The sequence below is a fragment of the Streptomyces sp. NPDC004752 genome (assembly GCF_053601275.1).
Map to the genome: position 1 here is coordinate 40,438 of NZ_JBSGBN010000047.1, position 24,477 is coordinate 64,914.

At 71.8% G+C, this 24,477-nt stretch carries 23 protein-coding genes and 1 pseudogene; 19 read left to right on the forward strand and 5 right to left on the reverse strand.

The window, feature by feature from the left end; genetic code table 11:
- Positions 1-32: 32 nt before the first annotated feature.
- Complete coding sequence (locus ACWEKM_RS20795) at positions 33-2,432, reverse strand: Tex family protein (protein ID WP_451622663.1); 2,400 nt, start codon at positions 2,430-2,432, stop codon at positions 33-35.
- A 169-nt stretch (positions 2,433-2,601) separates the two neighbouring features.
- Between ACWEKM_RS20795 and ACWEKM_RS20800 the strand changes: the two genes are divergently transcribed.
- Entirely contained in the window at positions 2,602-3,561 is a 960-nt protein-coding gene (locus tag ACWEKM_RS20800) for a GlxA family transcriptional regulator (RefSeq protein ID WP_451622664.1), read from the forward strand.
- A 135-nt stretch (positions 3,562-3,696) separates the two neighbouring features.
- The gene (locus tag ACWEKM_RS20805) at positions 3,697-4,347 is read left to right on the forward strand and encodes a DJ-1/PfpI family protein (RefSeq protein WP_451622665.1); all 651 of its coding nucleotides are present in this window, start codon (positions 3,697-3,699) and stop codon (positions 4,345-4,347) included.
- On the opposite strand, the gene ACWEKM_RS20810 is transcribed toward ACWEKM_RS20805, so the two are convergent.
- A complete protein-coding gene (locus tag ACWEKM_RS20810) occupies positions 4,319-5,074 on the reverse strand; it encodes an enoyl-CoA hydratase/isomerase family protein (RefSeq protein WP_451622666.1) in 756 nt (251 codons plus the stop codon). The two genes, ACWEKM_RS20805 and ACWEKM_RS20810, sit on opposite strands and share 29 nt — an antisense overlap.
- 224 nt (positions 5,075-5,298) lie before the next feature.
- Here ACWEKM_RS20810 and ACWEKM_RS20815 point away from each other — a divergent pair, with 224 nt between their 5' ends.
- Complete coding sequence (locus ACWEKM_RS20815) at positions 5,299-5,793, forward strand: ATP-binding protein (protein WP_451622686.1); 495 nt, start codon at positions 5,299-5,301, stop codon at positions 5,791-5,793.
- Positions 5,794-5,799: 6 nt separating this feature from the next.
- Here the strand turns inward: ACWEKM_RS20815 and idi are convergent, their stop codons facing one another.
- The 3 genes and pseudogenes from idi to ACWEKM_RS20830 form a co-directional block, all read right to left on the reverse strand.
- Positions 5,800-6,393, reverse strand: a complete 594-nt coding sequence (gene idi, locus ACWEKM_RS20820) for an isopentenyl-diphosphate Delta-isomerase (RefSeq protein ID WP_451622667.1) — start codon at positions 6,391-6,393, stop codon at positions 5,800-5,802.
- Between the two features lie 228 nt (positions 6,394-6,621).
- Positions 6,622-7,593, reverse strand: coding sequence for a UDP-glucose 4-epimerase GalE (galE, locus tag ACWEKM_RS20825; RefSeq protein WP_451622668.1), 972 nt, complete (start codon positions 7,591-7,593; stop codon positions 6,622-6,624).
- Between the two features lie 79 nt (positions 7,594-7,672).
- Positions 7,673-8,076, reverse strand: a pseudogene (locus tag ACWEKM_RS20830) (hypothetical protein); the annotation flags it as partial.
- A 232-nt stretch (positions 8,077-8,308) separates the two neighbouring features.
- Here ACWEKM_RS20830 and ACWEKM_RS20835 point away from each other — a divergent pair.
- The 16 genes from ACWEKM_RS20835 to ACWEKM_RS20910 all read left to right on the forward strand — a co-directional run.
- Positions 8,309-10,156 carry a DUF5941 domain-containing protein gene (locus ACWEKM_RS20835; protein ID WP_451622669.1) on the forward strand — a complete coding sequence of 616 codons (1,848 nt, stop codon included), beginning with the start codon at positions 8,309-8,311 and terminating at the stop codon, positions 10,154-10,156.
- Positions 10,153-10,914, forward strand: a complete 762-nt coding sequence (locus tag ACWEKM_RS20840) for a phosphocholine cytidylyltransferase family protein (RefSeq protein ID WP_451622670.1) — start codon at positions 10,153-10,155, stop codon at positions 10,912-10,914. Before ACWEKM_RS20835 ends, ACWEKM_RS20840 begins: the two co-directional genes overlap by 4 nt.
- A complete protein-coding gene (locus tag ACWEKM_RS20845) occupies positions 10,902-11,963 on the forward strand; it encodes an iron-containing alcohol dehydrogenase family protein (protein ID WP_451622671.1) in 1,062 nt (353 codons plus the stop codon). The genes ACWEKM_RS20840 and ACWEKM_RS20845 overlap by 13 nt, the downstream gene beginning before the upstream one ends.
- A complete protein-coding gene (locus tag ACWEKM_RS20850) occupies positions 11,941-12,720 on the forward strand; it encodes a CDP-alcohol phosphatidyltransferase family protein (protein WP_451622672.1) in 780 nt (259 codons plus the stop codon). Before ACWEKM_RS20845 ends, ACWEKM_RS20850 begins: the two co-directional genes overlap by 23 nt.
- Before the next feature lie 50 nt (positions 12,721-12,770).
- The gene (locus ACWEKM_RS20855) at positions 12,771-13,616 is read left to right on the forward strand and encodes a glycosyltransferase family 2 protein (RefSeq protein ID WP_451622687.1); all 846 of its coding nucleotides are present in this window, start codon (positions 12,771-12,773) and stop codon (positions 13,614-13,616) included.
- A 61-nt stretch (positions 13,617-13,677) separates the two neighbouring features.
- Positions 13,678-14,607, forward strand: coding sequence for an ABC transporter permease (locus tag ACWEKM_RS20860; protein WP_451622673.1), 930 nt, complete (start codon positions 13,678-13,680; stop codon positions 14,605-14,607).
- Positions 14,600-15,388 (forward strand): ABC transporter ATP-binding protein, encoded by a 789-nt coding sequence (locus ACWEKM_RS20865; protein WP_451622674.1) that lies wholly within the window; start codon positions 14,600-14,602, stop codon positions 15,386-15,388. The genes ACWEKM_RS20860 and ACWEKM_RS20865 overlap by 8 nt, the downstream gene beginning before the upstream one ends.
- Positions 15,389-15,748: 360 nt before the next feature.
- Entirely contained in the window at positions 15,749-16,651 is a 903-nt protein-coding gene (hpnC, locus tag ACWEKM_RS20870; RefSeq protein ID WP_451622675.1) for a squalene synthase HpnC, read from the forward strand.
- Positions 16,648-17,598: a presqualene diphosphate synthase HpnD gene (gene hpnD, locus ACWEKM_RS20875; RefSeq protein ID WP_451622676.1), complete on the forward strand. Its 951-nt coding sequence runs from the start codon at positions 16,648-16,650 to the stop codon at positions 17,596-17,598. The genes hpnC and hpnD overlap by 4 nt, the downstream gene beginning before the upstream one ends.
- A complete protein-coding gene (locus tag ACWEKM_RS20880) occupies positions 17,598-17,735 on the forward strand; it encodes a DUF6380 family protein (protein WP_451622677.1) in 138 nt (45 codons plus the stop codon). Before hpnD ends, ACWEKM_RS20880 begins: the two co-directional genes overlap by 1 nt.
- The gene (gene hpnE, locus ACWEKM_RS20885; protein ID WP_451622678.1) at positions 17,732-19,159 is read left to right on the forward strand and encodes a hydroxysqualene dehydroxylase HpnE; all 1,428 of its coding nucleotides are present in this window, start codon (positions 17,732-17,734) and stop codon (positions 19,157-19,159) included. The genes ACWEKM_RS20880 and hpnE overlap by 4 nt, the downstream gene beginning before the upstream one ends.
- Positions 19,160-19,227: 68 nt before the next feature.
- Positions 19,228-20,292 carry a polyprenyl synthetase family protein gene (locus ACWEKM_RS20890; RefSeq protein WP_451622688.1) on the forward strand — a complete coding sequence of 355 codons (1,065 nt, stop codon included), beginning with the start codon at positions 19,228-19,230 and terminating at the stop codon, positions 20,290-20,292.
- A gap of 116 nt (positions 20,293-20,408) precedes the next feature.
- The gene (shc, locus tag ACWEKM_RS20895; RefSeq protein ID WP_451622679.1) at positions 20,409-22,436 is read left to right on the forward strand and encodes a squalene--hopene cyclase; all 2,028 of its coding nucleotides are present in this window, start codon (positions 20,409-20,411) and stop codon (positions 22,434-22,436) included.
- On the forward strand, positions 22,436-23,128 hold the full coding sequence (locus ACWEKM_RS20900; RefSeq protein WP_451622680.1) for a phosphorylase family protein: 693 nt from the start codon (positions 22,436-22,438) through the stop codon (positions 23,126-23,128). The genes shc and ACWEKM_RS20900 overlap by 1 nt, the downstream gene beginning before the upstream one ends.
- A 5-nt stretch (positions 23,129-23,133) precedes the next feature.
- On the forward strand, positions 23,134-24,156 hold the full coding sequence (hpnH, locus tag ACWEKM_RS20905) for an adenosyl-hopene transferase HpnH (RefSeq protein ID WP_451622681.1): 1,023 nt from the start codon (positions 23,134-23,136) through the stop codon (positions 24,154-24,156).
- A gap of 4 nt (positions 24,157-24,160) precedes the next feature.
- Positions 24,161-24,477, forward strand: a 317-nt coding sequence (locus ACWEKM_RS20910) for a flavodoxin-dependent (E)-4-hydroxy-3-methylbut-2-enyl-diphosphate synthase (RefSeq protein ID WP_451622682.1), incomplete at its 3' end; no start/stop codon positions are given.

The window sequence follows — 24,477 nt, forward strand, 5'->3', positions numbered from 1 at the left end:
CCCGGACGGTTCGACGGTGGCTCGCCGACAGGTCAGCGGCGGTCGTTCTTCGAGGAGTCGAGGAGGCCCGCGCGCCGCAGCGCGTCCGCCATCGCGCTGTTGGCCGGCGGCGGTGCCTGGCGTCCGCCCCGGTCACCGCCGCGGCCCTGCCCCTGCCGCTGGCGCTGCCCCTGCCCCTGCCGCTGCTGCGGCGGACGGCCGCCACCGCCGCGCTGCTGCTGCCCCTGCGGCGCGGCCTCGTCGTCCAGCCGCAGCGTCAGTGAGATCCGCTTGCGCGGAATGTCCACGTCGAGGACCTTCACCTTCACGATGTCCCCGGGCTTCACGACGTCCCGCGGGTCCTTCACGAACGTCCGCGACATCGCGGAGACGTGGACGAGACCGTCCTGGTGGACACCCACGTCCACGAACGCCCCGAACGCCGCCACGTTCGTGACCACGCCCTCCAGGATCATCCCGGACGTGAGATCGGAGATCTTCTCCACGCCCTCCTTGAAGGTGGCCGTCTTGAACGCCGGCCGCGGGTCACGCCCCGGCTTCTCCAACTCCTTGAGGATGTCGGTCACGGTCGGCAGCCCGAACGTGTCGTCGACGAACTCGGCCGGCTTCAGCGAGCGCAGCAGCGCCGTGTTGCCGATCAGGGCGGCCACCTCCTGGCCGCCGGTCTTCACCATGCGCCGCACCACCGGATACGCCTCCGGGTGCACGCTGGACGCGTCCAACGGGTCGGTGCCGCCGCGGATGCGCAGGAAGCCCGCGCACTGCTCGTACGCCTTCGGGCCCAGCCTGGCCACGTTCTTCAGCTCGCCGCGCGACGTGAACGGGCCGTTCGCGTCACGGTGCGCCACGATGTTCTCGGCGAGGCCCGAGGAGATCCCGGACACGCGCGCGAGCAGCGGCACGGACGCCGTGTTGACGTCCACGCCCACGCCGTTCACACAGTCCTCGACCACCGCGTCCAGCGAGCGGGACAGCTTCACCTCGGACAGGTCGTGCTGGTACTGGCCCACGCCGATCGACTTCGGGTCGATCTTGACCAGTTCGGCCAGCGGGTCCTGGAGGCGGCGGGCGATCGACACCGCGCCGCGCAGCGAGACGTCCATGTCCGGCAGTTCCTGCGAGGCGAAGGCGGAGGCCGAGTAGACGGACGCGCCGGCCTCCGACACCATCACCTTGGTGAGCTTCAACTCCGGGTGCTTGGAGATGAGTTCAGCGGCGAGCTTGTCGGTCTCGCGGGACGCCGTGCCGTTGCCGATCGCGATCAGATCGACCTCGTGCTGCTTCGCCAGCCGGGCCACCGTGGCGATCGCCTCGTCCCACCGGTTGGCCGGCACATGCGGGTGGATGACGTCCGTCGCCGCCACCTTGCCGGTCGCGTCGACCACGGCCACCTTCACGCCCGTACGGAAGCCGGGGTCCAGGCCCAGCGTCGCGCGGGTGCCCGCCGGCGCGGCGAGCAGCAGGTCACGCAGATTGGCGGCGAACACGTCGACCGCCTCGTCCTCGGCGGCCGTCCGCAGCCGCAGGCGCAGGTCGATGCCGAGGTGGACCAGGACGCGGGTGCGCCAGGCCCAGCGCACCGTGTCCAGCAGCCACTTGTCGGCCGGGCGGCCACGGTCCGCGATGCCGAAGCGGTGCGCCACGATCCCCTCGTACGACGACGGGGTTTTCGGGGTCTCGGCGGGCTCCTCCGGCTCCAGGACGAGGTCCAGGACCTCCTCCTTCTCACCGCGCAGCATCGCGAGCACCCGGTGCGAGGGCAGCTCCGTGAACGGCTCGGCGAAGTCGAAGTAGTCGGCGAACTTGGCGCCCGCCTCCTCCTTGCCCTCGCGCACCTTGGCGGACAGCCGCCCACGCACCCACATGCGCTCGCGCAGCTCGCCGATCAGGTCGGCGTCCTCCGAGAACCGCTCGGTGAGGATCGCCCGCGCGCCGTCCAGGGCGGCCTGCGGATCGGCGACGCCCTTGTCGGCGTCCACGAAGGCGGCGGCAGCGGCGAGCGGCTCGACACCCGGGTCGCCGAGCAGGCCCTCGGCCAGCGGCTGGAGACCCGCCTCACGCGCGATCTGCGCCTTGGTCCGGCGCTTCGGCTTGTACGGCAGGTAGACGTCCTCCAGGCGCGCCTTGGTCTGCGCACCGTGGATCTGCGCCGCCAGCTCCTCGGTGAGCTTGCCCTGCTCGCGCACCGACTCCAGGATCGCCGTCCGCCGCTCCTCCAGCTCCCGCAGATAGCGCAGCCGCTCCTCGATCGTGCGCAGCTGCGCGTCGTCGAGCGTCTCGGTCGCTTCCTTGCGGTAGCGGGCGATGAAGGGCACCGTAGAGCCGCCGTCGAGCAGCTCCACCGCGGCCTTCACCTGCCGCTCCCGTACGCCGAGCTCCTCGGCGATCCTGCCTTCGATGGACCCTACTTCGAGGGTCCCGGGTGTCGTCACGATCCCGTACCGCCTTCTCCACTGGGGTTGCGCGGCAATTGTGGCAGGTGGCACCGACAACAGGGGATCAGGGCGCTCCCGCCGCGCGGTCGCGTCCACCGGTCCGATGGCAGGAAAGGTGGGGAAGACGTCATTGCGGCCATCCCCGGGCCGGCGAAGAATCGGGGACATGGCGCAGCGAACCGTCCTCGTCGTCCTCTACGACGATGTGCAGAGCCTCGACGTCAGCGGCCCGGTGGAGGTCTTCACCGGGGCCGAGGCATGCTCCCCGGGGACGTACCGGATCCGTACCGCGTCCCTGGACGGGGCCGCGGTGCGCTCCTCCAGCGGGCTCACCCTGCTGCCGGACCACGCCCTGGACGAGGTGCCCGATCCGCACACGCTGCTCGTCCCCGGTGGGTCCGGCACCCGCCGGTCCGATCCCCGGCTCACCGCGTGGCTGCGCGCCCGCGGCCCGCGTGCCGAGCGTCTGGTGTCCGTGTGCACGGGCGCGTTGCGGCTCGCCGAGGCGGGACTCCTGGACGGCCGCCGGGCCACCACCCACTGGGCGTCCTGCGACCGGCTGGCCCGCGAGCACCCGGCCGTGCGGGTCGACCCGGACCCCATCTATGTGCGTGATGGGAAGGTCGCCACCTCGGCCGGGGTCACCGCGGGCATCGACCTGGCCCTCGCCCTCGTCGAGGAGGACCTCGGCCGGGACGTCGCGCTCGGGGTCGCACGCCAGCTGGTGGTGTTTCTGCGCAGGCCCGGCAACCAGGCCCAGTTCAGCGCCCAGTTGGCGGCCCAGACCGCCCGGCGCGAACCCCTGCGGGAGGTGCAGCGGTGGATCACCGAGCACCCGGCCGACAACCTGACCGTCGAGTCCCTCGCCGCCCGGGCCGCGCTCTCCCCGCGCCACTTCGCCCGCGCCTTCCGGACCGAGACCGGCATGACGCCCGGCCGCTATGTCGACCGGGTGCGCCTGGAACACGCCCGCCGTCTGCTGGAGGAGACCGGCGACGGCGTCGAGGAGATATCCCGCGTGAGCGGCTACGGCACGCCCGAGGCCATGCGCCGCGCCTTCATCAGGGCGCTGGGCGCACCCCCGGCCGAGTACCGCCGCCGCTTCCGCCCCGCCCCGACCGTCTGAACCGACCGCCTGCCCCGACCAGCCGCCGCCACCCCCTGCCGGCAGGGCGTCCCCGGTAGCGCGCCTCTGGCAGCGCGCCGCCGAAAGGCCGCTTCCGGCAGGGCGCTCCCAGCGGTGCGCCCGGAAAGGAATCCCATGCAGATCGCCATCGTCCTCTTCGACCGTTTCACCGCCCTGGACGCCGTCGGACCGTACGAGACGCTCGGCCGTCTTCCCGGTGCCGAGACCGTCTTCGTCGCCGAGCGCACCGGGCCCGTCCGCAACGAGTCCGGAAACCTGGCGCTCACCGCCGACCGGACGCTCGCCGACGTGCCGAGCCCCGACATCGTGGTCGTGCCCGGCGGCCCCGGCCAGACCCCGCAGATGGACAACGCGGTCCTCCTGGACTGGCTGCGGGCCGCCGACGCCACCAGCACCTGGACGACATCGGTGTGCACCGGCTCGCTGCTGCTGGCCGCCGCCGGCCTGCTCGACGGCCGCCGCGCCACCTCCCACTGGCTGGCGCTCGACCTCCTCAAGCGGTTCGGTGCGCGGCCGACGGGGGAGCGGGTCGTCTTCGACGGCCGATACGTCACCGCGGCCGGCGTCTCCTCCGGCATCGACATGGGCCTTGCCCTGCTGGGCCGGATCGCCGGCGACGAACACGCGCAGGCCGTGCAGCTGATGACCGAGTACGACCCGCGGCCGCCCTACGACGCGGGCTCCCCGGCGAAGGCGCCCGCCCACCTCGTCGAGCGGCTCCGCGCGAACAGTCGGCTCAGCGCGACGCGGGCACGCTCCAGGTGAAGCGCGGCGCCCGGCGCTCCAGGAACGCGGCGACGCCCTCCGCGGTGTCGCCGCTGCCGCGTTCCTGCGCAGCCCAGTGGCCGTCCCGGTCCGTGCGCCCGTGCACGAACTCCTTGGCCGCGGCCTGCGTCAGCTGCGAGCGGGCGGCCAGGATCCGGCCGAACTCCGCGACCCGCTTGTCCAGTTCGCCCTCGGGCAGCACCTCGTCGACGAGACCCGTGCGCAGCGCCCGCTCCGCGTCGATCAACTCGCCCGAGAACAGCAGGTACTTGGCGGTGGCCGGCCCCACCAGCGACACCAGCCGCCGGGTGGCGGACGCCGGATAGACGATGCCCAGCCTGGCCGGAGTCACTCCGAACAGCGCCCCGGCCTCGGCGAACCGCAGATCGCAGGCGGCCGCGAGCTGCGCCCCGCCGCCCACACAGTGGCCCCGGACGGCCGCCAGCGTAGGCTTCGGGAAAGCGGCCAGCACCTCCTCCGCGGCCACGGCGAGCCGCTGCGCCTCGCCCGGCGCGTCCCGGAGCGTCGAGATGTCGGCGCCGGCGCAGAAGGTCGCGCCCTCGCCGGTGAGGACCAGCGCCCGCACGCCGGGATCGGCGGCCAGGGCGTCGAGCAGCGGGGGCATCGACCGCCACATCGCGGCCGTCATGGCGTTGCGTTTGGCCGGGTGGTGGACGACGACGGCGGCGACCGAGTCGATGACCGAGTGCAACAACTGGGGCTCCATGCGCCGGATGCTATCGGGCGCGGTCGGATGAGCCGTACAACCCGAAGAGTTCGCGAAGACGGTCCGCAGGCGACAGGAGTGGTCCCGCACCCGACCAGGTCATGCGCAGGCGGTCAGAAACGCTCGATAACTGCTGACTTGTGTTCAGTCCGGTGGAGTGGAGCAGAGCGTTGCTCAACACTCGACGTGTGGTGACAATCGAGCGCAAGGGCGGCGACCGGACCATGGACGACGACGGGCGCGGGTACGGCCCGCGCTCCGAGGGAGGCAATCGGCGACCGCCGGATCCACTGCCGTACGAAGGAGTGTGGCGGTTCACCGCCCCCGCCGTCGACGCCTCGGTGCCGCAGGCGCGACACGCCGTGCGGGACCTGCTCGCGCGCCAGGGCGTGCCGGTCTGTGAGGACCTGGTCCACGGCCTGCTGCTGATCGTGTCCGAACTGGTCACCAACGCGGTCAAGCACGCGGCGCTGCTGTCGCCGATGCTCGCCGTGGAGGTGGCCGTCGGCGCCGAGTGGGTGCGCGTGTCGGTGGAGGACAACCATCCCTACCGTCCGACCGCCCTGGAGGCCGACCACGGCCAGACCGGTGGACGGGGGCTGCTTCTGGTGCGCGAGGTGGCCCGGGAGGCGGGCGGCACGGTCGACGTGGCGCACACGGCGAGCGGCGGCAAGGTGATCTGGGCCGCCCTGCCGCTCAAGCCCGCATGGACCCCGTGAAGCCCTTCACCAGCCCGTGTCCGGCCCCGTCAGTTCCCTGATCGCGGGCCGGGCCGCGTCCAGCACGGTCATGAACCAGGCGGAGAAGGAATCCTGCGCATGCCGCTTCGCCAACTCGGCCGGGGTGACGAAGGCCGTCGCCGCGACCTCCTCCGGGTCCGGCACCACGGCCGCCTGCACCAGGCCGACGAACAGGTGGTTGTACTCCTGCTCGACCAGCCCCGAGGCCGGATCCGGATGGTTGTAGCGGACCGTGCCGGCCTCACCGAGCAGCGAGGGGGACGCCCCCAGCTCCTCGTACGTCCGCCGGGCCGCCGCCGCGAACGGCGCCTCGCCCGGGTAGGGGTGGCCGCAGCAGGTGTTGGACCACACACCGGGGGAGTGGTACTTGCCCAGCGCCCGCTGCTGGAGCAGCAGCCGACCGCGCTCGTCGAACAGGAACACCGAGAACGCGCGGTGCAACCGTCCCGGCGGCTGATGGGCGGCGAGCTTCTCCGCGGTGCCGATCGTCACACCCTTCTCGTCGACCAGTTCCAGCAAAATCGCCTCTGCGGTGCCGTTCGACGAACTGTGCGTCGCGGTGGCAGGTGTGATCGGCATACCCATCCTTCGCCTCGGTCTTCGCATCCCAAGTCTGCCGTACGCATTCGGCACCCCCGGCACTTCCCGGCGCGTCCGCATGTCCCGCGTGCGGCACGGGCCGCGGTCACCCCGGCCGGCCGCCGGAAGGGGGACACGGTAGAAGATCGTGCCCGAGCCGTCCGGCCGGGAACCGTCCCCGGACCTCGAACACCCGAGCGATGGGGGTGCCCACGGAGCAGCCCTGGTTCACTGTGCGGTGCGTGTGCGCCAACCGCGCCAGGCCGACCCGACCATCTCGGGCACCCCGCGCCGCGCCCGCCAGTCCAGCGTCTCGGCGGCCAGCCGCGCCGAGGCGACCGCGCGCGGCGCGTCCCCGGGGCGGCGGCCCTCCACGACGGGCGCGCGGCGGTCGCCGGTCACCTCACCGATGACCGCGATCAGTTCGCGGACGGAAACGCCCTCCCCGCGGCCGATGTTCACGGTCAGGTCGCCGGTCAGGCGCTTCTCGGCGAGCCCGCGCGCCGCCGCCAGGTGCGCCTCGGCCAGGTCGGTGACGTGGATGTAGTCGCGGACGCAGGTGCCGTCCGGCGTCGGGTAGTCGGCGCCGAAGATCCGCGGGGCCTCGCCCCGGGTGAGCCGGTCGAACACCATGGGCACGATGTTGGACACGCCCGTGTCGGCCAGCTCGGGCGCGCCCGCGCCCGCCACGTTGAAGTAGCGCAGGCACACCGTGGCGATGCCGTGCGCCCGGCCCGCCGCCCGCACCAGCCACTCCCCGGCCAGCTTGGTCTCGCCGTACGGGTTCACCGGCGCGCACGGCGTGTCCTCGGTGATCAGCGCCACGTCCGGGTTGCCGTACACGGCCGCCGACGAGGAGAAGACGAACCGTTCGATCCCGGCGTCGGCGACCGCCTCCAGGAGCATGCCGAGGCCGCCCAGGTTCTCCTGGTAGTAGCGGGTGGGCCGCGCCATGGACTCGGCGACCTGCTTGCGCGCCGCGAGATGCACCACACCCGTGACCGTGTGCTCGGCGAGGACCCGCGCGATCAGCGCCCCGTCCAGCGTGGACCCCTCGACCAGCGGGATGTCCGCGGGGAGCCGCTTGGGCACCCCCGTCGACAGGTCGTCCAGCGCCACCACGCGTTCCCCGGCGTCCGCCATGGTCCGTGCCACATGCGCCCCGATGTATCCGGCCCCGCCGGTGATCAGCCACGTCATGGTCGCCCAGCCTATGCGGAGACCCGCCGGTCATCCGCCATGCCCCCGACGCCCTTCCACTCGCGCGTCCTCGCGCGTCCTCGCGAACCCCCAGGTACCGCACGCTCGTGTCGGCCGGCAACCGCCCCCGGCCCACGATGATCAGACGGTCCGCCACCAGCGCCACCTGCCATCGGCGCCACCTGCCACTGGTGCCATCTCGCTGATCGGATGCGAGGAGACGAACGACGAACACCGTGCGGCCCTGTGCCGCGAGCGACGTCAGCAGGGTGCGGATCCACCGCAGGCCCTCCGGGTCGAGCCCGTTGACCGGCCCGTCCGGCATCGCCGTCTGCGGATCGTCCGGCATCACCGCTGTGGCTCGTCCGACAGCGCCGCCGCGATGCCGAGCCGCTGCCCCATGCCGGGCGAGAAGGCGCCCGCCCGCTACTTCGCCACGCCGCCGAGGCCGCTGACCTCGTCCACCCCGCCGAGCGGGATACCGCGGCGCCGGCCACGGGGCGTGGTTTGTGGGCCGGGCCCCCGATCACTGATGATGATCTCGGCACGGACCGCAGCAGACCGCGTCGACCAGCCCGTGAACGGCCGGTGAACAAGGTCTTCCGGGTATCCGATAACCTCTGCCGACAATGCCGCCCGGGCGCCCCCGGACGAGCGGTACCCCACCCAGCAGACGACCGGCGCGCACGCGCCGGCACCCAGGGAGTGAGTTCGGTTGTCGACCGCCATCGTCACCGGTCAGCCGGTGCCCGGATCGTCGCTGGAGAACGATCTGCGGTCCCTCGGCTTCGAGGTGCGGGCGGCCGCCGACGCCGCCGATGCCGGCCCGCTCCTCGCGGCCGTCCCCGCCGACCACCGGGTCGCCCTGGTCGACGCCCGCTTCGTCGGCCACCCGCACGCGCTGCGCCTCGGCCTCACCGACCCCCGCTTCCCGCTCGCCGCCGTCCCGGGCGCCGTCACCGCCCAGCCCGTCGGCCGCGAGGCCCTGGCCCGCGCGCTGGCCCGGCAGACCACGACGGGCGGCGGCACCGCGGTGGTCGTGGACAGCCTCGCCGACCGCGTCGTCGCCGCTCTGGACGCCGAGGCCGCCGAGGTGCACCGCCCCGAACTGGGCAGCCTGGTCGCCGCCGTCCCCACCGACCCGCAGACGCGCAACGAGGCACGGCAGGCCGTCGCCGCCGTCGACGACGAGGCCATACGCCTGAAGTCGGCCGTGAAGGCCCGCGACGGCTTCTTCACCACGTTCTTCATCAGCCCGTACTCGCGCTACCTCGCCCGCTGGTGCGCCCGCCGCGGCCTGACCCCGAACCAGGTCACCACCGCCTCGCTGCTCACCGCGCTGATCGCGGCGGGCTGCGCGGCCACCGGCGCCCGCGCCGGCTTCGTCGCCGCGGGCCTGCTGCTCATCCTCTCCTTCGTCCTGGACTGCACCGACGGCCAGCTCGCCCGCTACTCGCTGCAGTACTCCACGCTCGGCGCCTGGCTGGACGCCACCTTCGACCGGGCCAAGGAGTACGCCTACTACGCCGGTCTCGCCCTCGGCGCGGCCCGCGGCGGCGACGACGTGTGGGCGCTCGCCCTCGGCGCGATGATCCTGCAGACCTGCCGGCACGTCGTGGACTTCTCCTTCAACGAGGCGAACGCCGGCGGTCCGGCCGCCACCGCCAACACCAGCCCCACGGCCGCACTCTCCGACCGGCTCGACAACGTCGGCTGGACGGTGTGGCTGCGCCGGATGATAGTGCTGCCCATCGGCGAACGATGGGCCATGATCGCCGTCCTCACGGCCGTCACCACCCCCCGCGTCACCTTCTACGTGCTGCTCGTCGGCTGCGCCTTCGCCGCCGCCTACACCACCGCGGGCCGCGTGCTGCGCTCGGTGGCACGCCGGGGGGCGGGGGTCCCCCCGGGCGTCGAGCACCGGGGGCGCACCGACAAGGCCGCGCGGGCGCTGGCCGACCTCGCGGACTCGGGCCCGCTCGCCCAGGCTCTCGCCCGCACTGTCGGACGAGGGCTGCCCGGCCTCGCCGTCCCCGCCCTCGCGCTGCTCGGCGGAGCCGTCGTCCTCTGCGCCGCCGCGCTGTCCGACAGCGGCGGGCCGCTGCCCCTGGCCGGGGCCGTCGTCTACGCCGTGACCTCGGCTCTCGCCGTCGCCCGCCCGCTGAGCGGCGCCCTCGACTGGCTGGTCCCGCCCATCTTCCGGGCCGCCGAGTACGGCACCGTCCTCGCCCTCGCGGTCAAAGCGGAGGTGAACGGAGCCCTTCCTGCGGCTTTCGGCCTGGTGGCCGCCGTCGCCTACCATCACTACGACACGGTGTACCGGATCCGGGGCAACGCCGGAGCACCGCCGGTCTGGCTGGTGCGCGCCATCGGGGGGCACGAGGGGCGGACGCTGCTCGTCACCGTCCTGGCCGCCTCGCTCACCGCCGCGCAGTTCAAGGTCGCGCTCACGGTCCTCGCCGTGGCCGTCGCCCTGCTGGTGCTCGCCGAGAGCATCCGCTTCTGGGTGGCCTCCCATCTGGGAGGCGCGCCCGCCGTACACGACGAAGGAGAACCCGCATGATCGGCCTCGTGCTGGCGGCCGGCGCCGGACGGCGCCTGCGTCCCTACACCGACAGCCTTCCCAAGGCTCTGGTGCCGGTGCGTTCCGCGGGGCCGACGGGCATAGAGGACCCGGTCACGGTGCTCGACCTCACCCTCGGCAACTTCGCCGAGATCGGCCTGACCGAGGCCGCGATCATCGTCGGGTACCGCAAGGAGACCGTGTACGAGCGCAAGGCGGCCCTGGAGCGGAAGTACGGTCTGCGGCTCAGCCTCATCGACAACGACAAGGCCGAGGAGTGGAACAACGCCTACTCCCTGTGGTGCGGCCGTGACGCCCTCAAGGACGGCGTGATCCTCGCCAACGGCGACACCGTCCACCCGGTCTCCGTCGAGCGGACCCTGCTGGCCGCCCGCGGCGACGGCAAGAAGATCATCCTCGCCGTGGACACGGTGAAGTCGCTGGCCGACGAGGAGATGAAGGTCGTCGTCGAGCCCGGCAAGGGCGTTCAGCGGATCACCAAGCTGATGGACCCGGCCGAGGCCACCGGCGAGTACATCGGCGTCACCCTCATCGAGGGCGACGCCGCCCCCGAACTGGCCGACGCGCTCAGGGCCGTGTGGGAGAGCGACCCGCAGCAGTTCTACGAGCACGGCTACCAGGAACTCGTCAACCGCGGCTTCCGGATCGACGCGGCGCCGATCGGCGACATCCAGTGGGTCGAGATCGACAACCACGACGATCTCGCCAGGGGACGGGAGATCGCGTGCCAGTACTGACCCGGCTGATCCCCTCGCCGGTCGTCGTGGACATCCGTCCGGGCGCCCTCGACGACCTGGCTTGTGTCCTGGCCGACGAGCGCATCTCGCACTCCGGGCGGCTCGCCGTCGCCGTCAGCGGCGGCTCGGGGGCCCGGCTGCGCGAGCGCCTCGCCCCCTCGCTGCCGGGCGCCTCCTGGTACGAGGTCGGCGGCGGCACCCTCGACGCAGCGGTCCGGCTGGCCGGCGCCATAAAGGCCGGCCACTACGACGCGGTGGTGGGCCTCGGCGGCGGCAAGATCATCGACTGCGCCAAGTTCGCGGCGGCCCGCGTCGGCCTGCCGCTGGTCGCCGTGCCGACCAACCTCGCGCACGACGGCCTGTGCTCCCCGGTCGCCACCCTCGACAACGACGCGGGCCGCGGCTCCTACGGCGTCCCCAACCCGATCGCGGTCGTCATCGACCTGGATGTGATCCGCGAGGCCCCGGTCCGTTTCGTGCGCTCGGGCATCGGCGACGCCGTCTCGAACATCAACGCGATCGCCGACTGGGAACTGGCCCACCGCGTCAACGGCGAGAAGGTCGACGGCCTGGCCGCGGCCATGGCCCGGCAGGCCGGCGAGGCGGTGCTCCGGCACCCTGGCGGCGTCGGGGACAACGATTTCCTCCAGGTGCTGGCCGAGGCGCTGGTCCTCACCGGCGTCGCGATGTCGATCTCGGGTGACTCACGGCCCGCCTCGGGCTCCTGCCACGAGATCAACCACGCCTTCGATCTGCTCTTCCCGAAGCGCGCGGCGAGCCACGGCGAGCAGTGCGGCCTCGGCGCGGCCTTCGCGATGTATCTGCGCGGCGCCCACGACGAGGCGGTGTACACGGCCGAGGTGCTGCGCCGGCACGGCCTGCCCGTCCTGCCGCAAGAGATCGGCTTCACACAGGAGGAGTTCGTCCGGGTCGTGGAGTTCGCCCCGGAGACCCGGCCCGGCCGCTACACGATCCTCGAACACCTCGACCTCAAGACCCAACAGATCAAGGACACTTACGCCGACTATGTCAAGGCCATCGGTAGCTGAACTGCGTACGGTCGTCCATCCCCCCGGGGTGAAGGACCGGCGCAGCGGTGAGCACTGGATGGGACGCCTCTATATGCGCGAGGTGTCCCTGCGCGTCGACCGTTTTCTGGTCACCACGCGTGTCACGCCCAACCAGCTCACGTACCTGATGACCGTCTTCGGTGTGCTCGCCGCCCCGGCGCTGCTGGTGCCGGGGATCGCGGGCGCCGTGCTCGGTGTGCTGGCGGTCCAGCTGTATCTGCTGCTGGACTGCGTCGACGGCGAGGTCGCCCGCTGGAAGCAGCAGTACTCGCTCGGCGGGGTCTACCTGGACCGGGTCGGCGCCTATCTGACCGACGCCGCGGTCCTGGTCGGCCTGGGCCTGCGCGCCGCCGACCTGTGGGGTCCGGGCCGCATCGACTGGCTGTGGGCCTTCCTCGGGACGCTCGCCGCCCTCGGCGCGATCCTGGTCAAGGCCGAGACCGACCTGGTCGGCGTCGCCCGCCACCAGGGCGGGCTGCCGCCGGTCCAGGAGGCCGCGGCCGAGCCGCGCTCCTCGGGCATGGCACTGGCCCGCCGCGCCGCCGCGGCCCTCAAGTTCCACCGGCTGATCCTCGGGATCGAGGCATCCCTGCTGATCCTGGTCCTGGCCGTCGCGGACGCGATCAGGGGAGACCTGTTCTTCACCCGGCTCGGCACCGCCGTGCTGGCCGGCATCGCGCTGCTGCAGACCCTGCTGCACCTGGTGTCCGTCCTCGCCTCCAGCAGGCTGCGGTGAGCGCCGTGGCCGCCTCGGCCCCGCTGCGGGTCGGCGCGGTGATCATCACCATGGGCAACCGCCCCGACGAACTGCGCGCCCTGCTCGACTCCGTCGCCAAGCAGGACGGCGACCCGGTCGAGGTGGTCGTCGTCGGCAACGGCTCGCCCGTGCCGGAGGTCCCCGCGGGCGTGCGCACCATAGAACTGCCCGAGAACCTGGGCATCCCGGGCGGGCGCAATGTGGGCACGGACGCCTTCGGGCCGGGCGGCCGCGACGTCGACATAGTGCTCTTCCTCGACGACGACGGGCTGCTCGCCCAGCACGACACCGCCGAGCTGTGCCGCGCCGCCTTCGCCGCGGACCCACGGCTCGGCATCATCAGTTTCCGCATCGCCGACCCGGACACCGGCGAGACCCAGCGCCGGCACGTACCGCGGCTGCGTGCCGCCGACCCGATGCGCTCCTCGCGGGTCACCACCTTCCTCGGCGGCGCCAACGCCGTCCGCACCCGGGTCTTCGCCGAGGTCGGCGGACTGCCGGACGCGTTCTTCTACGCCCATGAGGAGACCGATCTGGCCTGGCGCGCCCTGGACGCAGGCTGGCTGATCGACTACCGCTCCGACATGGTGCTGTACCACCCGACGACCGCCCCCTCCCGGCACGCGGTGTACCACCGCATGGTCGCCCGCAACCGCGTCTGGCTGGCCCGGCGCAACCTTCCCGCGCCGCTCGTCCCCGTCTATCTGGGGGTCTGGCTGCTGCTGACCCTGGTGCGCCGCCCCTCCCGCCCCGCCCTGCGGGCCTGGTTCGGCGGGTTCCGGGAGGGTTGGACGACTCCGTGCGGACCCCGCCGGCCCATGAAGTGGCGTACGGTGTGGCGGCTGACCCGACTGGGCCGGCCCCCCGTGATCTGACAAGCTCGTCCCAAGGGGGCGCGCAGCGCCACGACGAACTCGAAGACGAAAGTTTCCACGCGTGAGTGAGACAACGCATGACGGCGGGGTCGCGGTGACCGCGGCCCCGTCGCCCGACGAGGGGCTGACGGCGGCGCAGCTCGCCGCCAAGTACGGGCTGGCCGTGAGCGGCGCCCGGCCCTCGCTCGTCGAGTACGTCCGTCAGCTGTGGGGGCGGCGGCACTTCATCCTCGCCTTCTCCCAGGCGAAGCTGACGGCTCAGTACAGTCAGGCCAAACTCGGCCAGCTGTGGCAGGTCGCCACCCCGCTGCTGAACGCGGCCGTGTACTACTTCATCTTCGGTCTGATCCTCAAGGCCAGCCGGGGCATGTCGCACGACGTATACATCCCGTTCCTGGTCACGGGCGTGTTCGTGTTCACCTTCACGCAGAGTTCGATCATGTCCGGCGTGCGCGCCATCTCCGGCAACCTGGGCCTGGTGCGCGCCCTGCACTTCCCGCGCGCCTCGCTGCCGGTCTCCTTCGCGCTCCAGCAGCTCCAGCAGCTGCTGTTCTCGATGATCGTGCTGTTCCTGGTCGCGGTCGGCTTCGGCAGCTACCCCGCCCTGTCCTGGCTGCTGATCGTGCCGACGCTCGCGCTGCAGTTCCTCTTCAACACCGGGCTCGCGCTGATCGTGGCCCGCCTGGGCGCCAAGACGCCCGACCTGGCCCAGCTGATGCCGTTCGTGCTGCGTACCTGGATGTACACCTCCGGCGTCATGTTCTCGATCAACAAGATGCTCGAAGGCCGTCCCGAGTGGATCGTGCGCCTGCTCCAGGTCAACCCGGCCGCGGTCTACATGGATCTGATGCGCTTCGCGCTCATCGACGGCTACGGCTCCTCGAACCTCCCGCCGCACGTCTGGGCCATCGCCCTGTTCTGGGCCGTCGCCGCCTTCGCCGGCGGCTTCGTGTACTTCTGGAAGGCCGAGGAGCGTTACGGCCGTGGCTGAACAGAGCACCGTGCGGCCCGCCCCGACCGTCGTCGCGGACGACCTGCACATCGTCTACCGCGTCAACGGCGCGACGACCGGCAGGGGCAGCGCCACCGCGGCCCTCGGCCGCATCCTTCGGCGGGGCTCCGACGACACGGCGCGGGGCGTGCGCAAGGTACACGCCGTGCGCGGCGTCTCCTTCGTCGCCCACCGGGGCGAGGCCATCGGTCTGATCGGCTCCAACGGATCCGGCAAGTCCACTCTGCTGCGGGCCATCGCAGGACTGCTGCCCGCCGAGCGCGGCAAGGTCTACACCGACGGTCAGCCCTCGCTGCTCGGCGTCAACGCGGCCCTGATGAACGACCTCACCGGAGAGCGGAACATCATCCTGGGCGGCCTCGCCATGGGCATGTCGCGCGAGCAGATCAAGGAGCGATACCAGCAGATCGTCGACTTCTCCGGCATCAACGAGAAGGGCGACTTCATCACCCTCCCGATGCGCACCTACTCCTCCGGCATGGCGGCCCGGCTGCGCTTCTCCATCGCCGCGGCCAAGGACCACGACGTCCTCATGATCGACGAGGCGCTGGCCACCGGCGACCGCAAGTTCCAAAAGCGCTCCGAGGACCGCATCCGGGCGCTGCGCAAGGAAGCGGGCACGGTGTTTCTGGTCAGCCACAACAACAAGTCGATCCGTGACACCTGCAATCGCGTCCTGTGGCTGGAGCGCGGCGAGTTGCGGATGGACGGGCCGACCGACGAGGTGCTCAAGGAGTACGAGAAGTTCACGGGCAAGTAGCCCGACACGCCCAAGGCCCCGCCGGAACTTTTCCGGCGGGGCCCGCGTCTGCAAAGGAAAAGTCAACTCGGGGTCGGCTTAGGAATCTTGGCGCCAATCGGTGTGTTGTTGTGATGTGCGGGAGACCCCGACGGACCTTGCTGCGTTGTACAACGTAAGCTGTAGCGGTCTTGGAAAGCGGCAAGTGGGGTGATAATGCGCGACACCCTCGGCCAGGGCAACCCCCGCGGACAGTCGGGCGGCGTGTCCGAAATAGTGTGTATTGGGTCCGCAGTGTAGAACGGGAGATGTGACGGCAATGGCTACGGAAACTCCCCAGCTCAGCGCAGCATGTGCCGTCCCTGCCCCGGGTAGCGCGCGGTGACGGGAACCGATACGGCGCGCCCGGTCGGCCCGGAGCGCGGCACGCTCGACAAGGCCGCGGGCGAGAACTTCCCCGTGGCTCCGTTCTTCCTGCCCCGGGCCTGGCGCGACGACCTGATGGCGGTCTACGGCTTCGCCCGTCTCGTCGACGACATCGGCGACGGCGACCTCGCCCCGGGCGGCGCCGACGCCCGGCTGCTCGGCGTGTCGCCCGCGGACGCGGAGGACCGGCTCGTCCTCCTCGACGCGTTCGAGGCAGATCTGCACCGCGTGTTCGACGCCACTGCGCGCCACCCGCTGCTGCGCCGCCTCCAGCCCACCGTCCGCCGCCGCTCCCTCACTCCGGAACCCTTTCTCGGTCTGATCGCGGCCAACCGCCAGGACCAGCTCGTCAAGCGGTACGAGAGCTACGACGACCTGCTTGCCTACTGCGAACTGTCCGCGAACCCCGTCGGCCGTCTCGTCCTCGCCGTCACCGGCACCTCGACCCCCGAGCGGATCCGTCTCTCCGACTCGATCTGCACCGCTCTGCAGATCGTCGAACACCTCCAGGACGTGGCCGAGGATCTCGGCCGCGACCGGATCTATCTGCCCGCCGCGGACATGAAGCGCTTTCATGTCCAGGAGGCGGATCTCGCCGCGAAAACCGCGGGCGCATCGGTGCGCGCCCTGGTTGCATACGAAGCCCAACGCGCCCGCGAACTCCTGAATGAAGGCGCCCCCCTGGTGGGTAGCGTCCACGGCAGGTTGAAGCTGCTGCTCGCGGGGTTCGTGGCGGGGGGAAGGGCGGCGATCCGGGCGATCGCCGCCGCCGAATACGACGTACTGCCCGGCCCGCCCAAGTCCGGCAAGGTGCAGCTGCTGCGCGAGGTGGGCGGGACTCTGCGAGGAGAGGGGTGATCCGGACCGTGGAGTCGCAAGCACACGCGTCCGCACCGGTACTCGCCGCCTACAGCTACTGCGAGGCCGTGACCGGACAACAGGCCCGAAACTTCGCGTACGGCATCAGACTGCTGCCGACGCCCAAGCGCCGCGCGATGTCGGCGTTGTACGCCTTCTCCCGGCGTGTCGACGACATCGGCGACGGGGAGCTGGCGGACGACGTCAAGGTCGCACGGCTCGACGAGACCCGGGCGCTGCTCGCCCGGGTCCGTGCGGGCGCGGTCGCCGAGGACGACACCGACCCGGTCGCCGTCGCCCTCGCCCATGCCGCAACGGCGTTCCCGATCCCGCTCGGCGGGCTCGACGAACTCATCGACGGCGTCCAGATGGACGTCCGCGGCGAGACCTACGAGACCTGGGACGACCTGAAGGTCTACTGCCGGTGCGTGGCCGGTGCCATCGGCCGGCTCTCGCTCGGCGTGTTCGGCACCGGAGAGGGGGCGCGCGGCGCCGAGCGCGCCTTCGAGTACGCCGACACACTGGGCCTGGCCCTGCAGCTGACCAACATCCTCAGAGACGTCCGCGAGGACGCCGAGGGCGGCCGTACCTATCTGCCCGCCGACGACCTCGCCAAGTTCGGCTGCTCGGCCGGGTTCAACGGGCCGAAACCACCGGAGGGCTCCGACTTCGCGGGCCTCGTGCACTTCGAAGTGCGACGGGCCCGCGCCCTTTTCGCCGAGGGCTACCGGCTGCTCCCCATGCTCGACCGGCGCAGCGGCGCGTGTGTCGCCGCCATGGCCGGGATCTACCGCCGGCTGCTCGACCGCATCGAGCGCGAGCCCGAGGCCGTGCTGCGCGGCCGGGTCTCGCTGCCCGGGCACGAGAAGGCGTATGTCGCCGTGCGCGGACTGTCCGGCCTCGACACCCGGCATGTGGCCCGGCGGACCGTCAGGAGGCGTGCCTGATGGACACGAAGGGCCCACACGAACCGGCCGGGTGCCGGCAGGCAACTCTCCGGCGTGGCGCGGCGTCCCTGACTGAGACGGCCCGCCGTGCCCTGTTCGGCCGGCGCGGCGGGCGGGCACGGAAGGACGCACGATGACCGACGGCACGCGGTCCGAGGGGCCGCACGCGGGCATCCCGGAACGCACCGGGCGCAGTGCCGTCGTGGTCGGCGGCGGGCTGGCCGGCGTCACGGCCGCGCTCGCGCTCGCCGACGCGGGCGTCCGCGTCACCCTGCTGGAGGGCAGGCCGAGGCTGGGCGGCCTCGCCTTCTCCTTCCGGCGCGGCGACCTGACCGTGGACAACGGCCAGCATGTGTATCTGCGCTGCTGCACCGCCTACCGCTGGTTCCTCGACCGGATCGAGGGCGCGGAGCTGGCACCGCTGCAGAACCGTCTCGACGTGCCCGTCCTCGACCTGGCCAGACCCGAGGGACGGCGGCTCGGCAGACTGCGGCGCGACCCGCTGCCCGTACCCCTGCATCTGGGCCGGAGCCTGGCCGCGTATCCGCACCTGTCGCTCGCCGAGCGGGCCAGGGTGGGGCGTGCCGCGCTCGCGCTGGGGGGGCTCGACCTCGCCGATCCGACCCTGGACACCCAGGACTTCGGCGGCTGGCTGGCCGCGCACGGCCAGTCGGCGCGTGCCGTGCAGGCCCTGTGGGACCTGGTCGGGGTCGCCACCCTCAACGCGGTCGCGGGCGACACCTCGCTGGGGCTCGCCGCGATGGTGTTCAAGACCGGTCTGCTGTCCGACCCGGGCGCCGCCGACATCGGCTGGGCCCATGTACCCCTGGGCGAACTGCATGACCGGCTGGCCCGCAAGGCGCTCGACTCCGCGGGCGTGCGTACCGAGGTCCGTACACGCGTCACCTCCGTCTCCCATAACGAGAACGGGAATTGGAGCGTTCAGGTTCCCGGCGAAACACTCTGTGCCGACGCGGTCGTGCTCGCCGTACCCCAGCGCGAGGCGCACGGCCTGCTGCCACCGGGCGCCCTCGACGAGCCCGAGCGGCTGCTGCGGATCGGCACCGCACCCATCCTCAACGTCCATGTGATCTACGACCGTACGGTCCTCGGCCGGCCGTTCTTCGCCGCCCTCGGCACCCCCGTGCAGTGGGTCTTCGACCGCACCCATGCCTCGGGGCTCGGCACCGGCCAGTATCTCGCCGTGTCCCAGTCGGCCGCGCAGGACGAGATCGACCTGCCCGTCGCCGTGCTGCGCGAGCGCTATCTGCCCGAACTGGAACGTTTGCTCCCGGGCGCGCGCGAGGCGGAAGTGAAGGACTTCTTCGTCACCAGGGAGCGCACGGCGACGTTCGCGCCCACCCCCGGCGTCGGGCGGCTGCGGCCCGGCGCCCGTACCAATGTCCCCGGCCTCTATCTGGCCGGAGCGTGGACCGCCACCGGGTGGCCCGCGACCATGGAGAGTGCGGTCCGCAGCGGTGTGAGCGCGGCGGACGCCGCGCTCGGCGCCCTGGGCCGGCCCCGCCCGAGTCACCTCTTCGCGTTCGAGGAGGCGGCCTGATGCCCGATCAGCACGCGGCAGGCCCCCGCACCCCCGGTACCGCAACAAGAGGAGAGACTGTGCCCCCTGTGCCCGAGGCCGCGACGGCCGCTCAAGCGAACGCGGTGGATGTGACCGCGCTCCTGGAGCGTGGCCGTACCCTGGCCACACCGGTACTGCGGGCGGCCGTCGACCGCCTGGCCCCTCCCATGGACACCGTGGCCGCCTACCACTTCGGCTGGATCGACGCCCAGGGCAACCCCGCCGACGGGGACGGCGGCAAGGCCGTGCGGCCCGCTCTCGCCGTGCTGTCCGCCGAGGTCACCGGCGGCGCGCCTCAGACCGGCATCCCCGGTGCCGTCGCCGTCGAACTGGTCCACAACTTCTCGCTGTTGCACGACGACCTGATGGACGGCGACGAGCAGCGCCGGCACCGGGACACCGTCTGGAAGGTGCACGGCCCCGCCCAGGCCATCCTCGTCGGCGACGCCCTGTTCGCCCTCGCCAACGAGATCCTGCTGGAGCTCGGCACGGTCGAGGCGGGCCGCGCCACCCGCCGGCTGACCTCCGCCACCCGGGCCCTGATCGACGGTCAGGCGCAGGACATCTCCTATGAGCACCGCGACCGCGTCAGCGTCGAGGAGTGCCTGGAGATGGAGGGCAACAAGACCGGTGCGCTGCTCGCCTGCGCCTCCTCGATCGGCGCGGTGCTCGGCGGCGCGGACGAGCGCACCGCCGACACACTGGAGAAGTACGGCTACCACCTGGGCCTGGCCTTCCAGGCCGTCGACGACCTCCTCGGCATCTGGGGCGACCCGGAGGCCACCGGCAAGCAGACCTGGAGCGATCTGCGCCAGCGCAAGAAATCCCTGCCGGTCGTGGCCGCGCTCGCGGCGGGCGGCTCCGCCTCCACACGGCTCGGCGAGATGCTCGCCGCCGACGCCAAGAGCAGCGACTTCGAGAACTTCTCCGAGGAGGAGTTCGCGGCCCGCGCCGCCCTCATCGAGGAGGCGGGCGGCCGCGAGTGGACCGCCGACGAGGCGCGCCGCCAGTACACCATCGCCATCGAAGCCCTCGGCGCCGTCGACATGTCCGACCAGGTACGGGCCCGGTTCACGGCGCTCGCCGACTTCGTCGTAGTCCGAAAGAGATGATCACTATCGGTCGAATAACCCTCGCGTAGTCGCCGGCCGGTGTCGAGGGATGACGGATACCGGCCGACGGCGGACCCACAGCAGCACGACTCGCACGACTGCACGAAGGGGAAGCCATGACAGCGACGACCGACGGAAGCACCGGGGCCCTGCCGCCCCGCGCTGCCTCGGCCAGCGAAGCCCACCTCACGATCCCCGTGGCGGCCGGGGTACACGATGCCGCCGCACGCGCCGCCCGGCGCGCCACCGACTTCCTGCTCGCACAGCAGGACGCCGAGGGCTGGTGGAAGGGCGACCTTGAGACGAACGTCAGCATGGACGCCGAGGACTTGCTGCTCCGTCAGTTCCTGGGTATCCGCGACGAGGCGACGACCCGCGCCGCCGCACTCTTCATCCGCGGCGAACAGCGCGCGGACGGCACCTGGGCCACCTTCTACGGCGGCCCGGGCGAACTGTCCGCCACCATCGAGGCATATGTCGCCCTCCGGCTGGCCGGCGACGCGCCCGACGCACCGCACATGGCCAAGGCGTCCGCCTGGATCCGCGAGCAGGGCGGGATCGCCGCCGCCCGGGTGTTCACCCGGATCTGGCTGGCCCTGTTCGGCTGGTGGAAGTGGGAGGACCTGCCCGAACTCCCGCCGGAACTCATCTACTTCCCGAAGTGGTTCCCGCTGAACATCTACAACTTCGGGTGCTGGGCGCGGCAGACCATCGTGCCGCTCACCATCGTCTCGGCGAAGCGCCCGGTGCGACCGGCACCGTTCGCGCTCGACGAGCTGCACACCGACCCGGCCCGCCCCAACCCGCCCAGGCCGCTCGCTCCGGCGGCGAGCTGGGACGGCCTGTTCCAGCGGCTCGACAAGGTGGTGCGCGGCTACCGCACGGTCGCCTCCCGCCGGCTGCGCGGCGCCGCGATGAACTCCGCGGCCCGCTGGATCGTCGAGCGGCAGGAGAACGACGGCTGCTGGGGCGGCATCCAGCCGCCGGCCGTGTACTCCGTCATCGCCCTGCACCTGCTGGGCTACGACCTCGAACACCCCGTGATGCGGGCCGGTCTTCAGTCGCTGGATCGTTACGCCGTGTGGCGCGAGGACGGCGCCCGGATGATCGAGGCGTGCCAGTCGCCGGTGTGGGACACCTGCCTGGCCACCATCGCCCTCGCCGACGCCGGCGTCCCCGCCGACCACCCGCAGCTGGTCAAGGCCGCCGACTGGATGCTCGGCGAGGAGATCGTGCGGCCCGGCGACTGGACCGTGCGGCGGCCCGGACTCCCGCCGGGCGGCTGGGCGTTCGAGTTCCACAACGACAACTACCCCGACACCGACGACACCGCCGAGGTGCTGCTGGCACTGCGCCGGGTCAGGCACCACGATCCGGAACGGGTCGAGAAGGCCATCGGGCGCGGGGTGCGCTGGGAGTTCGGCATGCAGTCGAAGAACGGCGCGTGGGGCGCCTTCGACGCCGACAACACCAGCCCGTTCCCCAACCGGCTGCCGTTCTGCGACTTCGGCGAGGTCATCGACCCGCCGTCGGCCGATGTCACCGCGCACGTCGTCGAGATGCTCGCGTTCGAGGGCCTGGCCCACGACCCGCGCACCCGGCGCGGCATCGACTGGCTGCTGGCCGAACAGGAGCCGGACGGCTCGTGGTTCGGCCGCTGGGGCGTCAACTACCTCTACGGCACCGGATCGGTGCTGCCCGCGCTGGTCGCGGCCGGCCTCCCCGCCGCGCACCCGGCGATCAGACGCGCCGTCGGCTGGCTGGAGTCGGTGCAGAACGACGACGGCGGCTGGGGCGAGGATCTGCGCTCCTACCCGGACGTCAAGGGGTGGAGCGGCCGGGGCGCCTCGACCGCCTCGCAGACCGCGTGGGCGCTGATGGCGCTACTGGCGGCCGGGGAGCGGGACGCCAAGGCCGTGGAGCGCGGCGTCCAGTGGCTGGCGGAGACCCAGCGCGAGGACGGCTCGTGGGACGAGCCGTACTTCACGGGCACCGGCTTCCCCTGGGACTTCTCCATCAACTACCACCTCTACCGCCAGGTGTTCCCGCTCACCGCGCTCGGCCGGTACGTGCACGGCGAGCCCTTCGCCGACAAGAGCACCGGTGCGGCCGGGCGGCCCCGCGCCGACGCAGAGGGGAGCTGATGGACGCCCCATCCGCCCCGGCCCCGCTGCTGATCGCCTGCGCGCTCGGCATCGAGCACCTCGCCCTGCGCGCCGGTGAACGCGGTCGGGCTCTCGGCACGGGCCTGCTGCGCCCCGGCGGCGAACCGGACACCTACAGCGCGGGCGGGCCGGTCACCGTTCTGCGTACCGGTATGGGGCCCAGGGCGGCGGAGCGCTCCGTCGCCCGGCTGCTGGCCGATCCCGCGTTCGCCGGGGCCGCCGTCCTGGCCACCGGCTTCTGCGCGGGACTCGCCCCCGGCATGCACCCCGGCGACCTGGTGGTCGCCGAGGAGACCCGGGACCCGCGCGGCGACGTCCCGTGCGTCGGGACCGAACTGCTCGTCAAGGAACTCGTGCGCACCGTGCCGGGGCGCACCGTCCACACCGGCCCGCTCACCGGCTCCGACCATGTGGTCCGCGGCCATGAGCGGTCCGATCTGCTCGCCACCGGCGCGATCGCGGTCGACATGGAGTCGGCGGCCACGCTCCGGTGCGCGGTCCGCATGGGTGAGCGTCCCGTTGCGGCGGTCCGGGTGGTCGTGGACGCTCCAGAACATGAACTCGTACGGATCGGCACAGTGCGCGGTGGAATATCCGCTTTCCGTGTTCTTCGTGCTGTCCTTCCCGCTTTTGTCGAATGGCACCGTTCTTTGTTGCTCCCTCGGAGGTGAGCCAGATGGCCATGCCCCTGCGTCAGTCCATCAAGGTCGCTACATACCTGGCTGAACAGAAGATCCGCAGGCGGGACAAGTTTCCGCTCATCGTCGAGCTGGAACCGCTCTTCGCCTGCAACCTCAAGTGCGAGGGCTGCGGCAAGATCCAGCACCCGGCCGGGGTACTCAAGCAGCGCATGCCGGTGGCCCAGGCCGTCGGCGCGGTGCTGGAGTCCGGTGCGCCGATGGTGTCCATCGCCGGCGGCGAACCCCTGATGCACCCTCAGATCGACGAGATCGTGCGTCAGTTGGTGGCCAAGCGGAAATATGTGTTCCTGTGCACCAACGCGATGCTGCTGCGCAAGAAGATGGACAAGTTCACGCCCTCGCCCTACTTCGCCTTCGCGGTGCACATCGACGGGCTGCGCGAGCGGCACGACGAGTCCGTCGCCAAGGAGGGTGTGTTCGACGAGGCCGTGGCGGCGATCAAGGAGGCCAAGCGGCGCGGCTTCCGGGTCACCACCAACTCGACCTTCTTCAACACGGACACCCCGCAGACCATCGTCGAGGTGCTCAACTTCCTCAACGACGACCTCAAGGTCGACGAGATGATGATCTCGCCCGCCTATGCCTACGAGAAGGCCCCGGACCAGGAGCACTTCCTCGGCGTCGAGCAGACCCGCGAGCTGTTCAGGAAGGCGTTCTCGGGCGGCAACCGGCTGCGCTGGAGGCTCAACCACTCCCCGCTCTTCCTGGACTTCCTGGAGGGCAAGGTCGACTTCCCGTGCACCGCCTGGGCGATCCCGAACTACTCGCTGTTCGGCTGGCAGCGCCCCTGCTACCTGATGAGCGACGGGTATGTGCCGACGTACCGCGAACTGATCGAGGAGACCGACTGGGACAAGTACGGCCGGGGCAAGGACCCGCGCTGCGCCAACTGCATGGCGCACTGCGGCTACGAGCCCACCGCCGTGCTCGCCACCATGGGTTCGCTCAAGGAGTCGCTGCGCGCCATGCGCGAGACGGTCTCCGGGAACCGGGAGTGACACGATGACCGCCGTCTCCCTGGGCGTCCCCGAGATCCCGCCCCGGCCGATCGCCGAGCGCCGCAGAAGCCGGCGGATCCGGGTCGGTTCTGTGGCGGTGGGCGGGGACGCGCCGGTGTCGGTGCAGTCGATGACGACGACTCGTACGTCGGATGTGGGTGCGACGTTGCAGCAGATCGCCGAGCTGACGGCGTCGGGCTGTCAGATCGTGCGGGTGGCGTGTCCGACGCAGGATGATGCGGATGCGCTGGCGACGATCGCGCGTAAGTCGCAGATTCCGGTGATCGCGGATATTCACTTCCAGCCGAAGTATGTGTTTGC

What these genes read in the sequence shown, in the direction of transcription:
- ACWEKM_RS20800 (WP_451622664.1), top strand. Translation starts at nt 2,602, where the DNA reads ATGGCGCAGCGAACCGTCCTCGTCGTCCTCTACGACGATGTGCAGAGC.
- ACWEKM_RS20805 (WP_451622665.1), top strand. Translation starts at nt 3,697, where the DNA reads ATGCAGATCGCCATCGTCCTCTTCGACCGTTTCACCGCCCTGGACGCC.
- ACWEKM_RS20810 (WP_451622666.1), bottom strand. Translation starts at nt 5,074, where the DNA reads ATGGAGCCCCAGTTGTTGCACTCGGTCATCGACTCGGTCGCCGCCGTC.
- ACWEKM_RS20815 (WP_451622686.1), top strand. Translation starts at nt 5,299, where the DNA reads ATGGACGACGACGGGCGCGGGTACGGCCCGCGCTCCGAGGGAGGCAAT.
- idi (WP_451622667.1), bottom strand. Translation starts at nt 6,393, where the DNA reads ATGCCGATCACACCTGCCACCGCGACGCACAGTTCGTCGAACGGCACC.
- galE (WP_451622668.1), bottom strand. Translation starts at nt 7,593, where the DNA reads ATGACGTGGCTGATCACCGGCGGGGCCGGATACATCGGGGCGCATGTG.
- ACWEKM_RS20840 (WP_451622670.1), top strand. Translation starts at nt 10,153, where the DNA reads ATGATCGGCCTCGTGCTGGCGGCCGGCGCCGGACGGCGCCTGCGTCCC.
- ACWEKM_RS20850 (WP_451622672.1), top strand. Translation starts at nt 11,941, where the DNA reads ATGTCAAGGCCATCGGTAGCTGAACTGCGTACGGTCGTCCATCCCCCC.
- ACWEKM_RS20855 (WP_451622687.1), top strand. Translation starts at nt 12,771, where the DNA reads ATGGGCAACCGCCCCGACGAACTGCGCGCCCTGCTCGACTCCGTCGCC.
- ACWEKM_RS20880 (WP_451622677.1), top strand. Translation starts at nt 17,598, where the DNA reads ATGGACACGAAGGGCCCACACGAACCGGCCGGGTGCCGGCAGGCAACT.
- hpnE (WP_451622678.1), top strand. Translation starts at nt 17,732, where the DNA reads ATGACCGACGGCACGCGGTCCGAGGGGCCGCACGCGGGCATCCCGGAA.
- shc (WP_451622679.1), top strand. Translation starts at nt 20,409, where the DNA reads ATGACAGCGACGACCGACGGAAGCACCGGGGCCCTGCCGCCCCGCGCT.
- ACWEKM_RS20900 (WP_451622680.1), top strand. Translation starts at nt 22,436, where the DNA reads ATGGACGCCCCATCCGCCCCGGCCCCGCTGCTGATCGCCTGCGCGCTC.
- hpnH (WP_451622681.1), top strand. Translation starts at nt 23,134, where the DNA reads ATGGCCATGCCCCTGCGTCAGTCCATCAAGGTCGCTACATACCTGGCT.